17 protein-coding genes, 1 tRNA gene and 1 other RNA gene are annotated in these 21,333 nt (G+C 39.8%); all 19 read left to right on the top strand.

Annotation, left to right across the window (positions count from 1 at the left end):
• Positions 1–4 precede the first annotated feature (4 nt).
• The 19 genes from ssrS to QZ055_RS01425 all read left to right on the top strand — a co-directional run bounded on the left by ssrS (position 5) and on the right by QZ055_RS01425 (position 21,250).
• Positions 5–177: non-coding RNA, 6S RNA (ssrS, locus tag QZ055_RS01515), on the top strand.
• A 176-nt stretch (positions 178–353) separates the two neighbouring features.
• Positions 354–1,655, top strand: a complete 1,302-nt coding sequence (locus tag QZ055_RS01510; RefSeq protein ID WP_295824174.1) for a replication-associated recombination protein A — start codon at positions 354–356, stop codon at positions 1,653–1,655.
• An 81-nt stretch (positions 1,656–1,736) separates the two neighbouring features.
• Positions 1,737–4,481, top strand: a complete 2,745-nt coding sequence (locus tag QZ055_RS01505) for a DNA translocase FtsK (protein ID WP_295824172.1) — start codon at positions 1,737–1,739, stop codon at positions 4,479–4,481.
• 48 nt (positions 4,482–4,529) lie between these two features.
• On the top strand, positions 4,530–4,982 hold the full coding sequence (locus QZ055_RS01500; RefSeq protein ID WP_105089411.1) for a helix-turn-helix transcriptional regulator: 453 nt from the start codon (positions 4,530–4,532) through the stop codon (positions 4,980–4,982).
• A 30-nt stretch (positions 4,983–5,012) separates the two neighbouring features.
• On the top strand, positions 5,013–6,971 hold the full coding sequence (locus QZ055_RS01495) for a YgiQ family radical SAM protein (protein WP_295824171.1): 1,959 nt from the start codon (positions 5,013–5,015) through the stop codon (positions 6,969–6,971).
• A gap of 61 nt (positions 6,972–7,032) precedes the next feature.
• Positions 7,033–8,070, top strand: coding sequence for an ABC transporter substrate-binding protein (locus tag QZ055_RS01490; protein ID WP_295824168.1), 1,038 nt, complete (start codon positions 7,033–7,035; stop codon positions 8,068–8,070).
• Between the two features lie 64 nt (positions 8,071–8,134).
• Positions 8,135–9,481: a 30S ribosomal protein S12 methylthiotransferase RimO gene (gene rimO, locus QZ055_RS01485; protein ID WP_295824165.1), complete on the top strand. Its 1,347-nt coding sequence runs from the start codon at positions 8,135–8,137 to the stop codon at positions 9,479–9,481.
• A 37-nt stretch (positions 9,482–9,518) separates the two neighbouring features.
• Positions 9,519–10,766: a competence/damage-inducible protein A gene (locus QZ055_RS01480; protein WP_295824164.1), complete on the top strand. Its 1,248-nt coding sequence runs from the start codon at positions 9,519–9,521 to the stop codon at positions 10,764–10,766.
• A 4-nt stretch (positions 10,767–10,770) separates the two neighbouring features.
• Positions 10,771–11,811, top strand: coding sequence for a recombinase RecA (gene recA / locus QZ055_RS01475; protein ID WP_005386086.1), 1,041 nt, complete (start codon positions 10,771–10,773; stop codon positions 11,809–11,811).
• A 2-nt stretch (positions 11,812–11,813) separates the two neighbouring features.
• Positions 11,814–12,257, top strand: coding sequence for a regulatory protein RecX (locus QZ055_RS01470; protein ID WP_295824163.1), 444 nt, complete (start codon positions 11,814–11,816; stop codon positions 12,255–12,257).
• Positions 12,258–12,433: 176 nt separating this feature from the next.
• Positions 12,434–13,978: a ribonuclease Y gene (gene rny / locus QZ055_RS01465; RefSeq protein ID WP_255403550.1), complete on the top strand. Its 1,545-nt coding sequence runs from the start codon at positions 12,434–12,436 to the stop codon at positions 13,976–13,978.
• Between the two features lie 251 nt (positions 13,979–14,229).
• Positions 14,230–16,002, top strand: coding sequence for a DNA primase (gene dnaG, locus QZ055_RS01460; protein WP_295781662.1), 1,773 nt, complete (start codon positions 14,230–14,232; stop codon positions 16,000–16,002).
• 23 nt (positions 16,003–16,025) lie between these two features.
• The gene (rpoD, locus tag QZ055_RS01455) at positions 16,026–17,189 is read left to right on the top strand and encodes an RNA polymerase sigma factor RpoD (RefSeq protein ID WP_005386091.1); all 1,164 of its coding nucleotides are present in this window, start codon (positions 16,026–16,028) and stop codon (positions 17,187–17,189) included.
• A 182-nt stretch (positions 17,190–17,371) separates the two neighbouring features.
• Positions 17,372–17,710 carry a 6-carboxytetrahydropterin synthase QueD gene (gene queD / locus QZ055_RS01450; protein WP_004696395.1) on the top strand — a complete coding sequence of 113 codons (339 nt, stop codon included), beginning with the start codon at positions 17,372–17,374 and terminating at the stop codon, positions 17,708–17,710.
• Positions 17,697–18,440 carry a 4Fe-4S cluster-binding domain-containing protein gene (locus QZ055_RS01445; RefSeq protein ID WP_295824162.1) on the top strand — a complete coding sequence of 248 codons (744 nt, stop codon included), beginning with the start codon at positions 17,697–17,699 and terminating at the stop codon, positions 18,438–18,440. The genes queD and QZ055_RS01445 overlap by 14 nt, the downstream gene beginning before the upstream one ends.
• Positions 18,441–18,526: 86 nt before the next feature.
• Positions 18,527–19,090 (top strand): GTP cyclohydrolase I FolE, encoded by a 564-nt coding sequence (gene folE / locus QZ055_RS01440; RefSeq protein ID WP_005386093.1) that lies wholly within the window; start codon positions 18,527–18,529, stop codon positions 19,088–19,090.
• Between the two features lie 62 nt (positions 19,091–19,152).
• Positions 19,153–19,227 (top strand) — tRNA-Ile (locus QZ055_RS01435).
• 172 nt (positions 19,228–19,399) lie between these two features.
• Positions 19,400–20,131: a class I SAM-dependent methyltransferase gene (locus QZ055_RS01430; RefSeq protein WP_295824161.1), complete on the top strand. Its 732-nt coding sequence runs from the start codon at positions 19,400–19,402 to the stop codon at positions 20,129–20,131.
• Positions 20,132–20,146: 15 nt separating this feature from the next.
• The gene (locus QZ055_RS01425) at positions 20,147–21,250 is read left to right on the top strand and encodes a Nif3-like dinuclear metal center hexameric protein (protein WP_295824160.1); all 1,104 of its coding nucleotides are present in this window, start codon (positions 20,147–20,149) and stop codon (positions 21,248–21,250) included.
• Positions 21,251–21,333 lie beyond the last annotated feature (83 nt).

Here is a 21,333-nt window from a genome sequence, read left to right as displayed (position 1 = left end):
TAAGATATCCCTGCCATGTGCGTGTGATATCGCAGTTTTGAGCCAACACATTTACTTCGGGAGTCCGAACTCTCGTCTGAACGTTACGCCCTTACGGGACAACTGAAGGATGAGGAGGACACCCACCTGCCCTAAGCAGGATCAAAACGCGGTACATTACGGCATGGTGGGGCTTTTTTGCGTGTAAAAATGGCATGTAATGTCATATACTATATATAGAAAAGAGCAGTCAATATCGCTATTATAGGCTATTGATCTATTAATTATATTCTTAATGAATACAATTTGTTGGACTGTACGATTTATAAAACTTTAGAGTTAATAGATAAGATGTTATGGAGTGAGGTGATAGAATGGATAGTTTATTTGATATGGCGCCCACCAATACGTATGAACCGTTACCGGTGCGTATGCGTCCTACTACATTGGACCATTTATATGGTCAAGAAAAAGCGGTAGGGAAGGGGACTTTCTTGCGCGCCATGGTTGAAAAGGATACAATTCCGTCTATGCTTTTTTATGGCCCTTGTGGAACGGGTAAAACTACACTGGCAGGTATTATTGCTAAGGTTAGTAATAGTCATTTTGTAAATTTAAATGCTACTAATGCGGGAATAGGTGAGCTGCGTAATATCATAGAGGATGCTCGTAAGCGGGTGCGGTCTTTACAACAACGAACCATTTTATTCCTCGATGAAATTCACCGTTTTAATAAAAGCCAACAAGATGTGTTATTACCTTGTGTAGAGGATGGCACAATCATCCTCATTGGCGCTACCACAGAAAATCCATTTTTTGAGGTAAATAGACCTCTTTTATCTCGTCTAAGATTAATTACGCTAGAGGCGCTTACACCAAAGGCTATAGGCCAAATTTTGCGTCGTGCTATTACAGATGAAGAAGTAGGTCTTGGTAAACGTCATCTAAAGGTGACAGATGAGGTTCTTGAAGATGTGGGGATTTTCGTCAATGGCGATGGGCGGATGGCGTTAAATATTTTAGAGCAAGCTGCAGCAATGGTACCCGATGAAGGGGCTATTACTATAGAGGTCCTTGAAAAGGTTGTAGGCCGCCGTATTTATACATACGACAAAAAAGGCGATAGTCACTACGATACGATTTCTGCGTTTATTAAAAGTATGCGTGGCTCTGATGTACAAGCGACGATGCACTACTTGGCACGTATGATTGAAGCTGGCGAAGATCCTAACTTTATCGCTCGTCGTATAGTAATTTGTGCTGCTGAGGATGTAGGTCTAGCAGACCCTCAAGCTTTAATTCTCGCCAATGCAGCAGCTCAAGCCGCTCATATGGTAGGCTTCCCTGAAGCGCGCATTATATTATCTGAAGCGGCTTGTTATGTAGCCTTAGCGCCGAAAAGTAATTCTGCTTATATGGCGATCGATGCAGCTATTGCTGATGTGCGCCACAAGGAATGTGGTCAGGTGCCAGATCATTTAAAAGATAGTCATTATAGTGGTGCTAGCAAATTAGGCCATGGGAACACCTATAAATATGCTCATAACTATCCAAATGGCTATGTACAGCAGCAGTATTTACCAACACCTCTTATAGATGCTACATACTACAATGGTATTAAGAGAGGGAAAGAAGAACAGTTACTTCGTGACTGGGAGGAACGGCGTAAAAGCTAACTAAATACTTCGATATATGCTATAATATAATGATAAGTTAATTTACAGTAGTGTTATATAGTAAGGGGTTTGTATAGATTTATGGCAGAAGAAAAAACTTCCACCAAAAAACGAAATACACGACGAAAGCGAACAAGTACAAAACAGCAAACTAAATCTCAAGGATTTTCCTTGCGTAGCGAAGTTAAAGGTTTAATTGTAATTGCCTTTGCAGTTATTTCCCTACTCGGATTCTTTGGCTTTGAACTCGGTCTTGTCGGTGAAATCTTAACAGGTATATTCCGCTACGGCTTCGGCCTAGGTGGGATTATTCCTTGTTTGTGTGTTTTCTGGGTAGGTTGGAGATTATTATATAAGGGGACATTTATTTCCATTACAAAACGAGGCATTGTAATGACCTTGTTTTTCTTATTCTTGTTAGCTCTCGTTCCGTTGTGGCGCGTTCCTGAGGGGCAGGAACTCATTACTACACAACTGGCTAATCAAGGCGGTGTTGTAGGTGGCGCCATCGCTACATTCCTTCGCACATTATTAGGTGAACTAGGGGCTATCATTTTAGATGTGTTCTTATTATTAGCCTTTGGTATTCTAATTACCCGTTTATCCTTGCGCAGTGGCTTGCAAAAAGCGGCGGATAAAACTCAAGTAGGATTAGATGTAGCTAAAGAAGTGGCTGCTGAAAAGGTGGCTGTAGCTAAAGAAGTCTTTGAAGACTGGAACGAACAACGTAAAGAAGCAGCAGAGCAACGTAAAGCGTATAACAGGGAAAAGGATACACGCTTTGCTGATGCTGCCGATCAAGCGCTAGATGCATTGGAAAAACGCGGTATAACTGCTGATAGAGATAATTTTGAAACTAGTACACTTGTAGAGAATGAACCTATGGTAGACACAGTGACAACTGTGGAAACACCAAAGGCTCCTACATCTTGGAAAGAATTAGCCGAGATAGAGGCCCGCAATCGAGCAGCGGAACAATTGGCGAATATTTCTGAAGCTTCTGGTGATGCGAAGTCTCATGATGCGGATGATTTCGATCAATTCTCAGATACTAGTAGATCTACTGGTGATGATTATGTGTATGTTCCAGATGAGGATTATACATATACTCCAGATGAAGGATATTCCGATGATTCTGAATCAGGAGACAATACTCATGAGGACCAACCGGAGTTCACATATCAAAATACAACGATGGGGCCGTTAGAAACTAATCACGCTGCTATAGCGTCCGCTGTGCCTGGAACAGGTGCTGCTGCAAGTTCTGCAAGTGCTGGTGCAGGTATGAATGGCATGAGCTTACAAGTACCGTCTACCATTAGTACTACAGAAGATACGGCACAAGTAGCCGTGTCTAAAGAGGGGCAAATTCACCGTACCTATGATAGACCTTACCATTTTCCAAGCCTTGATATTTTGGCAAAAGGGAAGGGGAGTCAAAGCAATGGTGAAGAAGTAGCACAAAATGCAATGATGCTTGAAAATGTATTGAGTAACTTTGGCATTACTGCTAAGGTTGTTAATGCAACGCAAGGTCCAACCGTTACGCGTTACGAAATTGAACCTGCACCTGGTGTAAAGGTTAGCCGGATTGTTAATTTAACAGATGATATTGCCCTTAATTTAGCAGCTCAACATATTCGTATGGAGGCTCCAATTCCTGGAAAATCCGCTATTGGTATTGAGGTTCCTAATAAGACAACAGAGGCCGTGCATTTGCGCGATGTTCTTGATTGCAGTGATTTCAAGGATGCGCGTGGTGGCATTCCTGTTGGTCTTGGTAAAGATATTGCAGGGAAACCTGTCATTACAGACCTTGCGAAGATGCCTCACTTGCTTGTAGCAGGTACTACTGGTTCTGGTAAATCCGTATGTGTAAATACGTTGATTTCCAGTATTCTCTTTAGTCGTAAACCGGAAGAGGTTAAATTACTATTAATCGACCCTAAGATGGTTGAATTGTCTATTTATAACGGCATTCCTCATTTGATGGCGCCAGTTGTAACAGACATGAAAAAAGCAGCTGCTGTATTGCGCTGGGCCGTTCGTGAAATGGAGGCCCGTTATAAAGCCTTTGCAGCGTCTGGTAAACGCGATATTAAGAGCTATAACGAAGCGCATCCTAAAGCGGCTATGCCGTTGATTGTATTAATCATCGATGAGTTAGCTGACCTTATGATGACAGCTCCTGATGATATTGAAGAATCTATTAGCCGCTTAGCACAAATGGCGCGTGCTGCGGGTATTCATATGGTACTTGCTACACAACGTCCATCTGTTAACGTTATTACTGGTTCTATTAAGGCTAATGTACCAAGCCGTATTTCCTTTGCCGTAGGTTCTCAAATTGACTCCCGTACCATCCTCGATATGGCAGGGGCAGAAAAATTACTTGGTAAAGGTGATATGCTGTTTGCTCCAATCGGGGCGAATAAACCAATTCGTGTACAAGGTGCATTCATCTCTGATGATGAAGTGGAACATCTTGTGGAATTTGTAAAAGCTCAACGAGAACCAGAATATGATGATACTGTTACGCAAGAGGCTGAAAAGGAAACAGAGAAAGAATCATCTGAAGAAAATGATATTTACCGCGATGAATTATTAGAGCGTGCTGTTAATCTTGTAATGGAATCTGGTCAAGCTTCTGTATCTATGTTGCAACGTCGATTCCGCATAGGTTACACTCGCGCGGCTCGCCTTGTAGATACGATGGAAGATCTTAAAATCGTTGGCCCTAGCATGGGCAGTAAGGCTCGAGAAATTTTAATGAGTCCTGAACAAGCAAAGGCACGATATTTCTCAGACTCCAATGATGAGCAATAATTAAATGATTACGATATGAGTATTATGTAGATTAAGAGAGGAACGAAAATGGCTGAATTAGGCGAAGAATTACGACGTGAACGGGTAAGACGTAATCTAACCTTTAAAGATGTGGAGCAAGTGCTTCACATTAAGACAACCTATTTGGAAGCTATCGAAGATGGTAAATATGACATCATTCCTGGTCAGGTCTACGTAAAAGGCTTTATTCGTAATTACGGTAATTATTTAGACCTTGATGGTGATCGCTTGGTGAAAGCTTATCAAAGTCAGGTAGGTGATATAGATACGTTTTCTTTGCGTTCTGTTACACGGCAGAAAGCGCAAGCGACACCAAATTTGGTGCAAAGTGAATTCGTTGAATATCAAACATCTAAAAAGCGTATGTCCTTAGAAACGCGTCAACGTAAACGTCAACGTTCTATCGTTCAAGAACGTATTATTTTAGGCATAATTTTATTCTGTATGGCATTATTTTTACTTTGGTTATTCCTTTTCTGATAAAAGGAAAGAAAGGCATTTACTCAATCGATGGATAGATTTTTAGTAACAGAACCTTCGGATATGAAGGAACGTGGCTGGGCCGAATTAGACTTTGTCCTCATCAGTGGGGACGCCTATGTAGACCATCCGTCCTTTGCTCCTGCCGTTATCGGCAGGTACCTAGAGTCCAAAGGCTATCGTGTAGGCATTATAGATCAACCAGATTGGAATGATGTAGAGGCTTTCAAAAAACTAGGTAAACCGCGTCTAGCGTCCCTTGTTACAGCAGGGAATTTAGACTCAATGCTCAATAAATTTACGGCGGCAAAGAAGATTCGCCGTCAAGATGATTATTCTCCCGGTGGTGAATCTGGTCATCGTCCGGATCGTGCTACCTTGGTATATGCGAACCGCATGAAAGAGGCATATAGTGATGTGCCGCTTATTATCGGTGGTATAGAGGCATCCTTGCGTCGCTTTGGTCATTATGATTATTGGTCAGATACGGTACGTCGCTCTATCTTAGTTGATTCTAAGGCCGATGTACTTGTTTATGGTATGGGTGAACTTCAAATTGTGGAATTAGCAGATGCGTTAGATCAAGGTCGCTTTAAAGAGTCCTTGCCATCTATTCGCGGTATTTGTTACATGGCAAAGGAAATTCCTACTATAGACTATGTTGAATGCCCGTCTTTTGAGGAAATTAAAACCGATAAGATGGCCTTTGCTGATGCATTCCGTATTCAATATGATGAACAAGACCCATTTTATGGTCGTATGGTGGTCCAAAAGCATGGGGACAGATATCTTATTCAAAATACGCCTGCTTTGCCTTTGACACAGGAGGAAATGGATGGTGTATATAACTTGCCATATACACGTAAGTGGCATCCTAAATACGATGATAAAGGTGGCGTACCAGCGTTAAGTGAAGTACAATTTAGCCTTGTTAGTCAACGCGGATGTTTTGGTAGCTGTTCATTCTGTGCCATTACCAATCATCAAGGTCGCATCATCCAAAATCGTAGTCATGAGTCTTTAATCGACGAAGCTCAAACTATGATTGAGATGGACAATTTTAAGGGCTATATTCACGATGTTGGGGGCCCTACGGCAAACTTCCGTCATTTAGCATGTGATAAACAAGCTGTATATGGCGCTTGTAAAGGTCGTACCTGTGCGGCTCCAGAGCCTTGTGAAAATCTTAATACAAATCATGATGATTATATTGCTTTACTCCGTAAATTACGTAAGCTAAAAGGGGTAAAAAAGGTATTTGTTCGTTCTGGCTTGCGTTATGACTATGTTCTAGCAGATAACAATAAAGACTTCGTACGAGAGCTGTGTGAGTTTCACGTTAGTGGCCAATTGAAGGTAGCACCAGAACACGTATCTAAACGGGTTACAAATATGATGGGGAAAGCTGGTAAGGAAGAGTTTCTCACGTTCAAATCTTGGTTTGAAGAGGCCAATAAAAAGCTTGGTAAGAAGCAATATCTTGTACCATATTTTATGAGCTCTCATCCAGGTTGTGCCTTGGAAGATGCTATTGAATTAGCAGAGTTCTTGCGTGATCAACATATGTATCCAGAACAAGTACAGGATTTTATTCCAACACCGGGCAGCCTGTCTACTTGTATGTACTATACTGGCATTAATCCTCTAGATGGAAAGCCTGTATACGTAGCCAAAAAAGGTAGAGATAAAGCTAAGCAACGGGCTTTAATGCAATATAAAAATATTGAAAATTATGATCTTGTAAAAGAAGCACTCATTGAAGCTAATCGGCGTGATTTAATTGGATTTGGACCAGAATGTTTGATTCCACCACGCCCAATTGGTCGCAATAGTAATCGTACTGGTACGGGCGGTGGAAACCGCAATAGTGTACAAGCTAATAATCGTCGCAGCGGACGTCAGTCCGGTGAGCAGCGTAGTAAGGGAAGATCATCTCGCAGTGGTATGACTAAAAGTCGTCCCTCTAACAAAAGCCGTGGTGGTCGTTAATTATAGAGATTAGTTTTACGAGTCTCATTTGGGGATACTTTATGTCTTATAGGAGGCATATATGAAACGATGGATTGCTCCGGGCATTTTAGCCCTTTTTGTGGTAGGAATGTTGACCTATGGCGTAAACTTTTACCATCAAGAACAATTGGAACATGCAAAAGAGCCAGTTCGTGGTGAGATTACAGTTTATACAGACTTACCAAATAATATAACTACATTGCTTGCTGATCGTTATGAAGATGAGAAGAATGTAAAAGTTACCGTTATGCCTCTTACAGAGGAGCAAATGGCGCAACGTTCGGCCTCAAATGTAGCTGATACATCTGGTGATATTGTACTTACCTCTGAGGATAACCTTGTTGTAGGTGCTAATACTGGAAAATATGCACCTATCGTTAATGAGAAAATTGACGAGGTTCGTGACAATCTAAAGGATACAAATGGATATTGGGTAGGTCTTTGGTATGATCCTATCGTATTTGTTCAAAATGATACCTTCTACAATGGGATAGGTAAATATATTACTACTTGGGATACATTGGGCAAACAAGGTGATTGGTCTATTGTGATGACCGATTTTGTAGCATCCCAAAATGCAGCTAATTTGTTATATAACATGGTGGAATATAGAGGCGAGCCTGAGGCACTGAACTATTTATATAGCTTAAAGCCACATATAATACAACATGCTAAGTTCTTGTCTACCCCAGTTCGTTTAACGGCGCTTGGAGAGTCTAATATCGGCATTGGTAATTTATCTGATGCGGCCCAATATACTCGTCACGGATACCCGATTAAGGTCATTTATCCAACGGATGGAACCTCTTATTATGTAACAGGTGCGGCAGTCTTAAAAAATTCAAAACACAAAGCAGATAGCGTCGAATTTATTAATTGGTTGTTGTCTACAAAGACTGCAAAGTATATGGTTGAAAATAACTTCACCTATATATTTACAAACCCAGAAATGGATGAGCCAAAAGACTCATTGGGACATGAGCTAATTTTATGGCCTGTAAATGGCGGTTACACCATTGATGGTAAAAAATTATTACTAAATCACTGGGTTAGCCAAGTGCGTTTCCGTAAGGAATAACTCAGTTATATAGATCCTATTAAGGTAGTAAATTGAAAATAATCTTGTTAAGAAAGGATATAGAATGGGTAAGAAATTAGGATATGTTAGCCTAGGTTGTGCTAAAAACTTAGTAGATACAGAGGTAATGTTAGGCTTATTGAAAGATAATGGCTATACGATTACAGAGGACCTAAGCGAAGCAGATCTTATCGTCGTAAATACCTGTACTTTTATTGAGAAAGCCAAAGCGGAGTCTATCAATACCATTCTTGAGGTAGCTCAATATAAAGAAGATGGTACATGTAAAGGCCTTATTGTAGCAGGTTGCTTAAGCCAACAATATCAGGATGAGCTATTCAAAGAAATCCCTGAAATTGATGCTTTAATTGGTACAGGTGCATGGGACCAAATCATGGTTGCTGTTGATGCTATTGAGCATGGCAATCGTAGTTGTATCATGGAAAATATTACAAATATCTATGATGAACGCATGCCTCGTATTCAAACAACACCTCGTTACAGTGCGTATGTAAAAATTGCGGAAGGCTGTAACAATGGTTGTACCTTCTGCATTATTCCAAAGGTGCGCGGTGCATTCCGCAGTCGTACTATCGAATCTATTAAGGCCGAAGTGGAACGATTAGCTGCAGCAGGTGTTAAGGAAGTTGTTCTTATTGCTCAAGATACAACTAGTTATGGTATTGACCTTAACGATGGCAAGCCATTGTTGACTACATTGCTTAAGGAGTTAACTACGGTAGAAGGCATCGAATGGATTCGCATGTTATACCTATATCCAACATTCTTCTCCGATGAATTGTTAGATCTTATCGTTAATGAGCCAAAACTTTGTAAATATGTAGATATCCCATTACAACATGTTAATAACGATATTTTAAAACAAATGAATCGTCGAGATGATCGTAATGATATTGAACGGTTGCTTAAGAAAATTAGAAATGCTCCTACACATATTACATTGCGTACATCTATTATTGTTGGCTTCCCTGGTGAAACAGATGAGCAATTTGAGGAACTTTGCGACTTTGTAAAAGAAATCAAATTTGATAATATGGGCGTATTTACTTATTCTCAAGAGGAAGGTACACCAGCTGGTGCGCGTGAAGACCAAGTGCCAGAAGAGGTAAAAGAAGACCGTTATCATATTCTCATGTCCATTCAAGCCGCTATTTCTGAAGAAAATAACCGCGATTTAGAAGGTACTATTGACTATGCAATGGTAGAAGAAATCGAGGAAGGCGAGAATGGTACATTACTCGCTAAAGGACGATTGAAATCTCAAGCACCTGATGTAGACGGTAATATGTACATTGAGGATTGTGGCGAAGAGGTTCAACCTGGTGATATTCTTAAGGTACAGGTAGAGCAAGGCTTTGCGTACGATGTAGTAGCTACGGTTGTAGAATAAAACACAGCTCGATTCTTTCGATTGTGGAGGTGATCTGATGATTGTAGAACTTATTTCTACAGGTTCAGAATTATTGCTAGGCGATACAGTGAATACAAATGTATCTTGGCTAGCACAAGAATTAAATAAATTAGGCTATACTATTGCTCATCAATCTGTAGTGGGGGATAATCCTAAGCGCATGGCAGAGGTCTTTCAATTAGCTAGCACTAGAGCAGACATCGTTATTAGTACTGGCGGATTAGGACCCACGCAAGGAGATATTACACGAAATGTATTAGCCAACTCTATAGGTAGACCTATTGTATTTAATCAAGAGGCTATGGATGAGGTTAAACATTTCTTTGATCGTGTAAAACGTACTGTGCCTGATGCAAGTCGTCGAGAAGCTGAGTTGCCTGAAGGCGCAATCGTATTACATAATCCGGTAGGCGTGGCGCCTGGTGTTGTAGTGGAAGATGGCGATACTACATACATACTTTTGCCAGGACCTCCTGGTGAGATGAAGGGTATGTTCCACGATAGTGTGGTGCCTTATTTAATGAATCGATTTGGTTCGCAAGGTGTTGTTACCTCCTATCGCTATGGTGTATATGATATTCGTGAAATTGATTTAGAAAATATCTTAATGGATCTCATTAAGAACCAATCGAATCCAACCATTGCCTTGCTCATTAAAAAGGGCTATATCGAGGTTCGTATCACCGCTAAGGCTGACACCTTAGAGGCAGCACAAGCACTTCTCAATCCTTGGGATACTATTATTCGAGACCGATTAGGAGCTCGTGTAGGACGTGACTTAACTGTTTCTATGGAGGAAACACTTGGTCATGTATTACTTGAAGATCATAGCACTATTAGTACTGCTGAATCTTGTACTTCTGGCTTAGTCGGTAAGTTATTGACTAATGTCAGTGGTAGCAGTGAATACTACATGGGCGGTGTTATCTCCTATAGCAATGATGTCAAACATCGTGTATTAGGTGTACCTCAAGATATGTTAGATACCTATGGGGCCGTTAGTGAGCAAGTTGCTAAGGCTATGGCTGAGGGGGCACGAACTGTTGGTCAAACAACATATGCCGTTTCTACGACTGGTATAGCTGGTCCTGGCGGTGGTAGTCCTGAAAAGCCAGTTGGTCTTGTATGGTTTGGGGTTACTGGACCTTATGGGACTGTGGCTCATAAGGCTAATTTAATTGGTAATCGTGAAGATATTAGACAAAGTGCAGCAGAACTAGCACTTTACTATGTTTATACTTATATAACAGAAAAGGGGAAATAAAAGAATGGCTGTAGATGGCAGACAAGCAGCGTTGGATAACGCGTTAAAACAAATTGAAAAAGACTTTGGTAAAGGCGCTATTATGCGTCTTGGTGAAGCAGCAGATCGCATGAACGTAGAGGTTATCTCCTCTGGTTCTCTTGCAATCGATATCGCTGTTGGCGTAGGTGGGTTCCCTCGTGGCCGTGTAATTGAAATCTACGGTCCAGAATCCTCTGGTAAAACAACAGTAGCTCTTCACGCTGTAGCAGAAGCGCAAAAACAAGGTGGGATTGCAGCTTTTATTGATGCGGAGCATGCGATGGATCCTGTATATGCTCGTAATTTGGGCGTAGATATCAATAACTTGTTGATTTCTCAACCAGATAATGGTGAACAAGCTCTTGAAATTACAGAAGCCCTTGTTCGCAGTGGTGCTGTAGATATCGTCGTAGTTGACTCCGTTGCAGCCTTGGTTCCTAAAGCAGAAATCGACGGTGAAATGGGCGATGCTCACGTAGGTCTCCAAGCTCGTTTGATGAGTAAAGCATTGCGTAAATTGACTGGTATCATCAGCAAATCTAAAACTGTTGTTATCTTTATCAACCAATTGCGTGAAAAAGTAGGCGTAATGTTTGGTAATCCTGAAACTACAACAGGTGGTCGTGCATTGAAATTCTATTCCTCCGTACGTCTTGATGTTCGTAAGGGTGAATTGATTAAAGCTAATAACGAAAATGTCGGTGCTCGCACTAAAGTTAAAGTTGTTAAAAATAAAGTAGCACCTCCATTCAAAACAGCTGAGTTTGATTTGATGTACGGTGAAGGTATTTCCAAAGCTGGTACACTTATCGATATTGGCACAAATATGGAAATCATCAATAAATCTGGTGCATGGTATTCCTATAACGGTGAACGCATGGGCCAAGGTAAAGAAGCAGCTAAACAATATTTGTTAGATAATCCACAAATCGCTGATGAAATCGATCGTATTATTCGCGATACATTAGCTGTTGGTACAGAAGAAATTGATGTAATCGGTGAAGAAGTAACTGAAGAAGTATAATCATGAGTGACGAAACGATGCAAGCTGCTATGGATCAAGCGTATCGCTTCCTAGCTCAACGATTTCTTAGTTCTTATGAACTGACACAAAAAATGAGACGTAAACAAATCGAGGACCCAATCATTGAGCGGGTCCTTGAACGTCTTAGAGACTATGATTACATCAATGATGAGCGCTTATCTGAGCAAGTATTGGCGTACTTGATGAAAGAACAAAAATACGGGGCCTATATGATTAAGCAAAAGATGAAACTGCGAGGTCTTACCGTGCCTCAGGAAATCTCTAATTATGATGAAGTGAAAGCCGCTTATCGCGTTGTAGAGAAAAAGTTTGGCTCCATTCTCAATGAAGAACATACACCTCGTGTAAAAGTATTTAATTTTCTCAAATATAGAGGATTTTCAACGAGCACTATCCAAGTTGTATGCAATGATTTTTATGAATAGATAGTGCTTTTTAAGAGGCCTTACTAGGCTTGTAAAATCTTGACAGAAAGGGCTTTCAAGTCTAAAATTAATAATAGCCTTATTTATTTATATGATGATATGGCTAAATGATAATTTTAATGCATGAAGGGCATAAAAAGGAGCATGAAAGCTCAATTTTGAGAATTTAAGAGGAGGTGAGACTAATTTTAGAGTATAGTCTAATTGCAGTGGTAATGGTACTGATTGGACTAGGGGTAGGCTATTTTTTAAGAAAAAATATTGCTGAAGGAAAACTGAATCAAGCTGAGCAAGAGGCTGCACGTATCATCGCTAATGGTGAACGTACAGCTGAGTCTAAAAAGAAAGAAGCTTTATTAGAAGCGAAAGAAGAAATTCATAAGCTCCGTTCTGATGTAGAACGAGAAAATAAAGATCGCCGTTCTGAACTTCAACGTATGGAACGTCGTATTCTTCAAAAAGAAGAATCTTTGGATAAAAAATTAGACAATATTGAGCACAAAGAGGAAGCTTTACATCGCAAAGAAGCTGACTTAGCCCAAAGCCGTGAAAAAATTGAAGCTTTGTATGAAAAACAAATGGCAGAATTGGAACGTATTTCTGGTATGACATTTGAAGAAGCTAAGAATATCTTGTTAACGAATGTGGAACAAGAAATTCGTCATGAAACGGCGATTATGGTTAAGGAAATGGAGCAGCAAGCTAAGGATGACGCGGAGAAAAAAGCAAAAGAAATTATCTCCTCTGCTATCCAACGTTGCGCAGCTGACCATGTAGCGGAGACTACCGTATCCGTAGTGGCATTGCCTAATGATGAAATGAAGGGTCGCATTATCGGTCGTGAAGGCCGTAATATTCGTGCACTCGAAACATTAACAGGTATTGACTTGATTATCGATGACACACCAGAAGCAGTTATTCTTTCCGGCTTCGATCCAATTCGTCGTGAAGTGGCTCGTATTGCTTTGGAAAAATTGATTGTAGACGGTCGTATCCATCCAGCTCGTATTGAAGAAATGGTTGGTAAAGCTCGCAAAGAAGTTGACCAAACTATTAAAGAAGCTGGTGAACAAGCAACATTTGAAGCTGATGTTCATGGCTTACATCCTGAAATTGTAAAGATTTTAGGTCGTTTGAAATATCGTACTAGTTACGGTCAAAACGTTTTGAAACATTCTATTGAAGTATCTCATTTAGCAGGTTTGATGGCAGCTGAACTAGGCTGTGATGTAACATTGGCTAAACGAGGTGGTTTAATCCATGATATTGGTAAAGCATTGGACCGTGAACTTGAGGGTTCTCATGTTCAAATTGGTGTTGATGTGGCTCGTAAATATCGTGAAAGCGCAGCAGTGATTAACTGCATTGGCGCTCATCATGGTGATGAAGAGTTCCAATCTGTAGAAGCTGTATTAGTTGCAGCTGCTGATGCTATCTCTGCGGCTCGTCCTGGAGCACGTCGAGAAACATTAGAAAACTACTTGAAACGTTTATCTAAATTGGAAGAAATCGCTGAATCCTTCGAAGGCGTTGAAAAATGCTTTGCTATTCAAGCAGGTCGTGAGATTCGCGTTGTAGTAAAACCGGATAAGATTGATGAAGCTGAGTCTACATTACTCGTTCGGAATATCGTAAAACGCATCGAGTCTGAACTCGAATATCCAGGCCAAATTAAGGTCGTAATTATTCGTGAAACTCGCGTTGTGGATTACGCAAAATAATATGCTATAAGCGATAAGTATAGGCTGCAATGATTTCATTGCAGCCTATTATTATCAAATTTTATTCGCAGCCTATTAAAGAATACGGCGTATAGGAATCACCATGTATTGATCCAAAATAGATGGTGATTCCTATGATTCGTATCAGTTACTAAATCGGTCGACTTGATAATTGATTAAATTACTTTACAAATAGAGGATTTTTTATTTGTATATCGAATTAATATATATAAGGGAAGGAGGCGTTGGCTATGAGCCGATATTTTGAAAATGAATTGATTGAACAAATCAAAGATGCAAATGATATTGTATCTGTAATATCTGAGCATGTAGCCTTAAAGAAACGGGGCAAGAACTATTGGGGTTGTTGTCCATTTCATAATGAAAAGACGCCGTCCTTTAGTGTTGCCCCTGAAAAGGGCTTTTATTATTGTTTTGGTTGTCATGCATCGGGAAATGTCATTAAATTCCTTATGGAACTTGAGCATTTAAGCTTTGTTGAGGTCTTAGAGCGCCTTGCTAATCGCGCTAATATTCCATTGCCAGAGGCTAAGCTTTCACCAGAACAACGAGCTCGAGATGAACGACGGAAAAAACTATATGAAGCGTCAGAATTAGCGGCTACATTTTTCCATAACTGCCTTACTCAAACATCGATTGGTAAGGTGGGCCTTGATTACTTAAAAAAACGGGGCCTTACAAAAGAGACGATTGAAAAATTTAAATTAGGCTTTGCACCAGATGGTTGGGATAAGTTGTATCGCGCCTTTCACGAACGGGGCATTGATGACTCAATTCTCTTGGAGCTAAATTTAGTTCGTAAGAACCAAAAGGGACAGTTTTACGATTTCTTTAGAAACCGTATTATGTTCCCCATTATGGATGGTAAAGGTCGTGTAGTTGCCTTTGGTGGACGTGTCATGGATGACAGTACGCCCAAATATTTGAACTCACCAGAATCAGCCATCTTTGAAAAGGGGAAACTATTGTTTGCCTTTGATAAGGCTTATAAATCCATTCGTCAAGAACGACAAGCAATCCTTGTGGAAGGGTACATGGACGTTATCTCTGCCCATAACCATGGTGTTACTAATGTGGTAGCATCTTTGGGGACAGCTTATACACGAGACCATGGGCATATCTTGATGAGGCAAGCCGATGAAATTGTGCTGGCCTATGATATGGATGGAGCAGGTCGTCAAGCGGCGGCTAGAGCTATAGAATTATTGCAAAATACGGACTTCAAGGTGCGTGTCCTCGCTATGCCAGATGGCAAAGATCCAGATGATTATGTACGTAATCATGGAGGACAAGCATTTAAAGATTTAGTGGCTAAAGCGGTTAAGCCTCTTGATTATTTATTGAGTGAATCCTTAATTAAACACGATACAAATGATACGGAAGGGAAGCAAGCTGTTTTGGCTGATGTATTCCCGTATATTGCTAATATAGATAGTCAAACACAACGTGATGATGCATTAAAAACATTGGCATTACCTTTGTGGCTTGATAATAGTAGTATTTTTAGATATTTCAGAGACTATGTAAAAAAAGGTCAAATTGAATTAGTAGATACTGCATCTGCACCTTTGCCAACACAGGATTTACCTAAAGGCGATGCAGAAAAATTACTGTCCTTAGCCTTTACAGATGGTGAAGTGTTACAACATATGATGAGCTATTTGCCATTAGAGGACTTTGAAAAAATTGAATATCGCGGTATAATAGAAAAGATATTCACCTTATTTAAACAAGAAGGTCGTCTAGATGATACTACCATTCAGTCTGTTTTATCCCCATCGGAGTATGATATTTACTCTAGATTGGTTGTTATGAGTGACGATGAGTATAAGGTGCAAGTGCCTGGATTAATCCGTAAGATAAGGCTTCATTCATTGCGTGAACAGTATAAAGCGCATTCAATTATGGCGGATCAACTAAAACGGGCAGGAGATTCGACATTTATTAGCGAATTACATAAGTGTCAGGAAATACAGAACTTAATTAGAGAATGGTCTAAGTAATATAATGTAAAAAGGAGAGCGCTGTGGCTAAGAAAGTACAAAAAAGTCAAATAGAGGAGATTGTTGAACAACTTCTTGAAAAAGGCCGGAAAACTGGTGTGTTGACACAATCAGAGATTTCAGATGCTCTTCATGAGCAGACTGATCTTACTGCAGAACAATTAGATGATATTTATACTACATTTGGTAAGTTAAATATTGAAGTAGTGGCTGATATCGACGGTGAGGACGCTGATGCTAATCCAATAGAGCCAGAAGAAGAGGATGAAGAGGATACTTCTAGTGAAAAGAATATCTCCATCGATTTAAGCGTAGACTCTGGCGTTAACATTGATGATCCAGTGCGTATGTACCTCAAAGAAATCGGTCGTGTTCCATTGCTTTCCGCTGATGAGGAAATTGTTTTAGCTAAGCAAATTGAAGCTGGCGCAGCAGAAGATGCTACATATAAAGACGTTCAACTTGCCAAAAAGGCTAAGAAAAAATTGGTAGATGCTAACTTGCGCCTCGTTGTAAGTATTGCAAAACGCTATGTAGGTCGTGGTATGTTATTCTTGGACTTGATTCAAGAAGGTAACTTGGGCCTTATTAAAGCTGTAGATAAGTTCGACTATACAAAGGGTTATAAATTCTCCACATATGCTACATGGTGGATTCGTCAAGCGATTACTCGTGCTATTGCGGACCAAGCTCGTACAATTCGTATTCCAGTACATATGGTAGAAACAATCAATAAATTGATTCGTATTTCCCGACAATTGTTGCAAGATAAAGGTCGTGAACCATTACCAGAGGAAATTGCAGAAGGTATGGGGATTACGGTAGAGCGTGTGCGTGAAATTCAAAAAATCGCACAAGAACCAGTATCATTGGAAACTCCAATTGGTGAAGAGGAAGACTCTCACTTGGGAGACTTCATTGAAGATCAAGATGCTATTGCTCCAGATGATGCAGCTAGCTATATCTTATTACAAGAACAAATTGAAGATGTATTTACATGCTTAACTGACCGTGAGCAACAAGTATTGATCTTGCGTTTTGGTTTGAAAGATGGTAAACCACGTACATTGGAAGAAGTAGGTCAACATTTCAATGTAACCCGTGAACGTATTCGTCAAATCGAAGGTAAAGCGCTTACTAAATTGCGCAATCGTGGTAAACGCGATAAAATTAAAGACTTCTTATAAGAGGTTGAATCTCTTAAGGGTTGTAATACAGTGCTATTGTGCTGTGTTGCAACCCTTTTGTGATATAATTAAAGATAGTAAACGTAAGTAATAAGAGTACGTTAAAGTCTTTTAATGTAATACATAGCAAATATTAAAGTGCATATAATATATTAAAGTTCATATAATATTTAGGAGATATAATGTTTACAGTTACAAAACGATTAGAGGTGAGTGCGTCTCACCAATTGAAATTAGATTATCCAAGCAAATGTCAAAATCTACATGGGCATAATTGGATTATTACGGTTCATGCTCGTTCTGAAGAGTTAGATCATAATGGCATGGTAATCGACTTTACCATTATTAAAGAAAAAATACATGGCCGCTTAGATCATCGCCACATCAATGATGTATTAGGCGATATCAATCCTACTGCTGAAAACATGGCAAAATGGATTGCTGATGAGTTGGGCCCTAAATGTTTCAAGGTAGAGGTTCAAGAGTCTGAAGGGAACACAGCTATTTATGAACGTGATTGAAATCTTCGCTTCTATTGATGGTGAAGGAAGTCGGCAAGGGCTATTAACCACATTCTTACGCCTTCATGATTGCAATATACGTTGTTCATATTGTGATACTACCTATAGTTATGGTATTGATAGTACTTTCACAGACATGACCGTCCGAGAGGTAGCTGATGCTATTGAAAGTTTAGGCAATCATCGAATTACTATTACGGGTGGTGAGCCACTATTACAAGAAGCTGCTGTAGTGGAGCTAATCGATGAATTAAATCGTCGTAAATCTGCCAAATTAGAGGATAAACCGTGTGCTGATAAACAATCGACTACGGGAAATAACGTATTCGAAGACGCCCAAGACGTATTAGATGGTGAAAGTCCCTACGATTTCAATATTGAAACAAATGGTACGATTATACCGAGCTTTCACCGAGAAAATGTGTGGTTTACCTACGATTATAAAACACCATCCTCTTTAGCTGAGGAATCTATGAATTTAGATATATTCAAAGTTTCTAGGGAACAAGATTTAATTAAATTTGTAGTAGGTTCCGTAGAGGATTTAGACTGTATGCGTCGTATGATTAATCAATATCCTACAAAGGCTCAAATCTATGTATCGCCAGTGTGGGGAAAAATAGAGGCAGCTGACATTATTGATTATATGAAAGAGCATAATCTACAAAATGTACGATTCCAATTACAGATTCATAAATTTGTATGGGATCCTGATGCGAAAGGTGTATAGTATAGTTAGGGTGTAGAGTATCGAGTGTTTTCTAATGCAGTATGATACATTATGATATGATGACACCTTGATATAAAGGGGAACATATGGATACAGAAAAAATAGAATCACTTGTATATCAATTGCTAGAAGCCTTGGGGGAGGACCCTAATCGTGAAGGTTTAGTAGAAACGCCTAAGCGTGTAGCTCAAATGATGGCAGAGGTATACGAAGGGATTCAGTATACGAATGCTGAGATTGCAGAGATGTATGGTAAGACCTTTGAAGTTGATACAAATCAAATGGTTGTAGTAAAGGATATTACGTGTTTTTCTCATTGCGAACACCATATGGCTTTGATGTATGATATGAGTATTAGCATTGGCTATATTCCTAAAGGTCGTGTTATTGGCTTATCTAAAATACCTCGCATTGCTGAAATGTGTTGCAAACGATTGCAATTACAAGAAAAAATTGGAGAAGATATAGCTGAAGTTATTTCACTAGCTACAGGGTCAGAGGATGTTATTGTTCATATTACATCTTCTCATAGTTGTATGAGTGCGAGAGGGATTAAATCTACAGATAGTCAGACTACTACATTAGCTACAAAGGGTGTATTTAACGAAGATAATATGATTCACCGTTTTATGTTGATGAAACAGTCGTAGACTAGATATCTTGACTAATAGTCAGGCTATTCGGTATAATTAATAAGCTAGAAACTAACTGTGGGCCTATAGCTCAGGGGTAGAGCAACCGGCTCATAACCGGTCGGTCCCTGGTTCGATCCCAGGTGGGCCCACCAATTATGTTGATATCTACCGTCCTTGAGATTTCAAGGGCGGTTATTTTTATATGTAATTCATTTATTTCTTAGATACAATAGTCATTACTAAGATAGATAGTAGATGATACTCTACAGTATCCATCGTCTGATTTATGAGTTTACTAAGAGATAAATAGGAAATAGAGGAATTATGGAACCAAGACCTATGATGGATCGCTTAGAGGCGGTGTTTTCGATTGTGCCAAAGGCTCGTGCAATAGCTGATATTGGTACTGATCATGGATATTTAGCAGTAGAACTTATCAATCGTAATCGTGCTGACTTTGTTATCGCCGGTGATGTACATAAGGGACCTTTAGAATCTGCAAAAGAATATGTTAAGTCCCGAGGACTTGATTCTAAGGTAGATTGCCGTTTAGGTGATGGCCTCAAGGTTACCGAGAAGGGCGAGTTAAATGGTGCTATTTGCTGTGGTATGGGCGGCTTCTTGATGCGCGATATCGTAGAAGAAGGGCCTGAACCGTTGGAGTTCTACGTGTTACAACCGCAGAATGGGCAAAAAGAATTGCGTCAATATATGGTGCAAAAAGGCTATGTTATTGTTCTTGAAATTATTGTTGAAGATACCGGTAAATTATATACTGCGTTTTTAGCGATTCGCGAGGATTGCCTGGAAAACTATACGGGCACAGCAAATCATGAAAATATGTATGCCGCATTGCCTGAAGAATCCTTGCTGTGGTCTGTAGGGGCTCTTTTAGAACAAGAACGTCCACCTCTTTGGAATAATTATATTGAGTATTTGATATATCAACGACAATGTGCTTTAGATGGTATGACAGAGAAATTGAGCCATACTGACAAATATCGGGATTTAAAGCGCGAAGTCGAATTTCTTCGTAGTCTTTTAGAAAGTAGATAGAAAGAAGTGAGTTTTATGACAACTGTTCAACAAGTCATTACCTTAATGGAACAATTAGCACCTCGATCTTATGCCGAATCTTGGGATAATGTAGGCCTAATGGTAGGCGACAGAAGCACTATGGTTACAGGTGTATTAACTACATTAGATGTAACAGAGGAAACAATTTCGTATGCCATTGAACATGACTGTAATTTGATTGTTAGTCATCACCCGTTAATTTTTAAAGGATTAAAACAATTATCTTGTGATACGGCTCAAGAGCGCATGATTCATAGATTGATTCAACATAAGATAGCCGTATATAGTGCCCATACGAATCTTGATATTGCACCTGGTGGCTTAAACGATATGTTGGCAGAACGATTAGGTCTTATAGATGTTAAGGGCTTTATCAAAACTGGTGAAGATGCGCTATATAAGATAACTACATTTGTGCCTGAAAATGCAGCTGATGCGGTTCGTCATGCAATGGGATCTGCTGGTGCTGGTAAAATTGGTAACTATGAGCATTGTAGCTTTAGTATTCATGGTGAAGGTCGCTTCATTGGTAACGAAGATTCTAATCCTGTTATCGGTGAAGCTGGTGCTTTAACGGTAGCAGCTGAGGTACAAGTGAATGCTGTCGTTGATGGTACACATTTAAGTCAAGTTGTAGAGGCGATGAAAGAGACCCATCCTTATGAAGAGGTGGCTTATGAAGTGGTGTCCTTGGCTGAGCCAAAAGGTTCAATTCAATATTTAGGTCGTATTGGTCGTTTGCCAAATGCACTCAATTTAGATACATTCCGTGAATGGGTTCAGGAAGCATTGCCAGACGCTAATATTCGTTTTGCTGGAGTAGCTCCTCAAGAAATACAATCTATAGCACTCTGCTCCGGTGCTGGCGCGGAATTTATTAAGGATGCAGCTCGTATACATGTGGATGCATATATTACAGGTGATGTGAAATATCATGATGCACAATTAGCTAAAGAGCTAGGATTGCTCGTAGTTGATGCAGGGCATTTTGGCACAGAATCTATTGTTGCGAGAGGCTTATGTGATTATTTACTTAGTAAAGATGTACCTGTTCCTGTGAAAGCTTTTACAGAACAAAATGATTTCTTTTTCTTATAATATTGCATTTTCTTGCAACAAATAGGCTAGCTATGATAAACTGAATTGAAGCAAGTATGAAAGACGGTTGCGAGTCCATTGGA

It is taken from the genome of uncultured Veillonella sp., from assembly GCF_905209685.1.
GTDB lineage: Bacteria > Bacillota > Negativicutes > Veillonellales > Veillonellaceae > Veillonella.
Note: the sequence above shows the minus strand (reverse complement) of the source record. Positions and strands in the feature narration are given on the sequence as shown.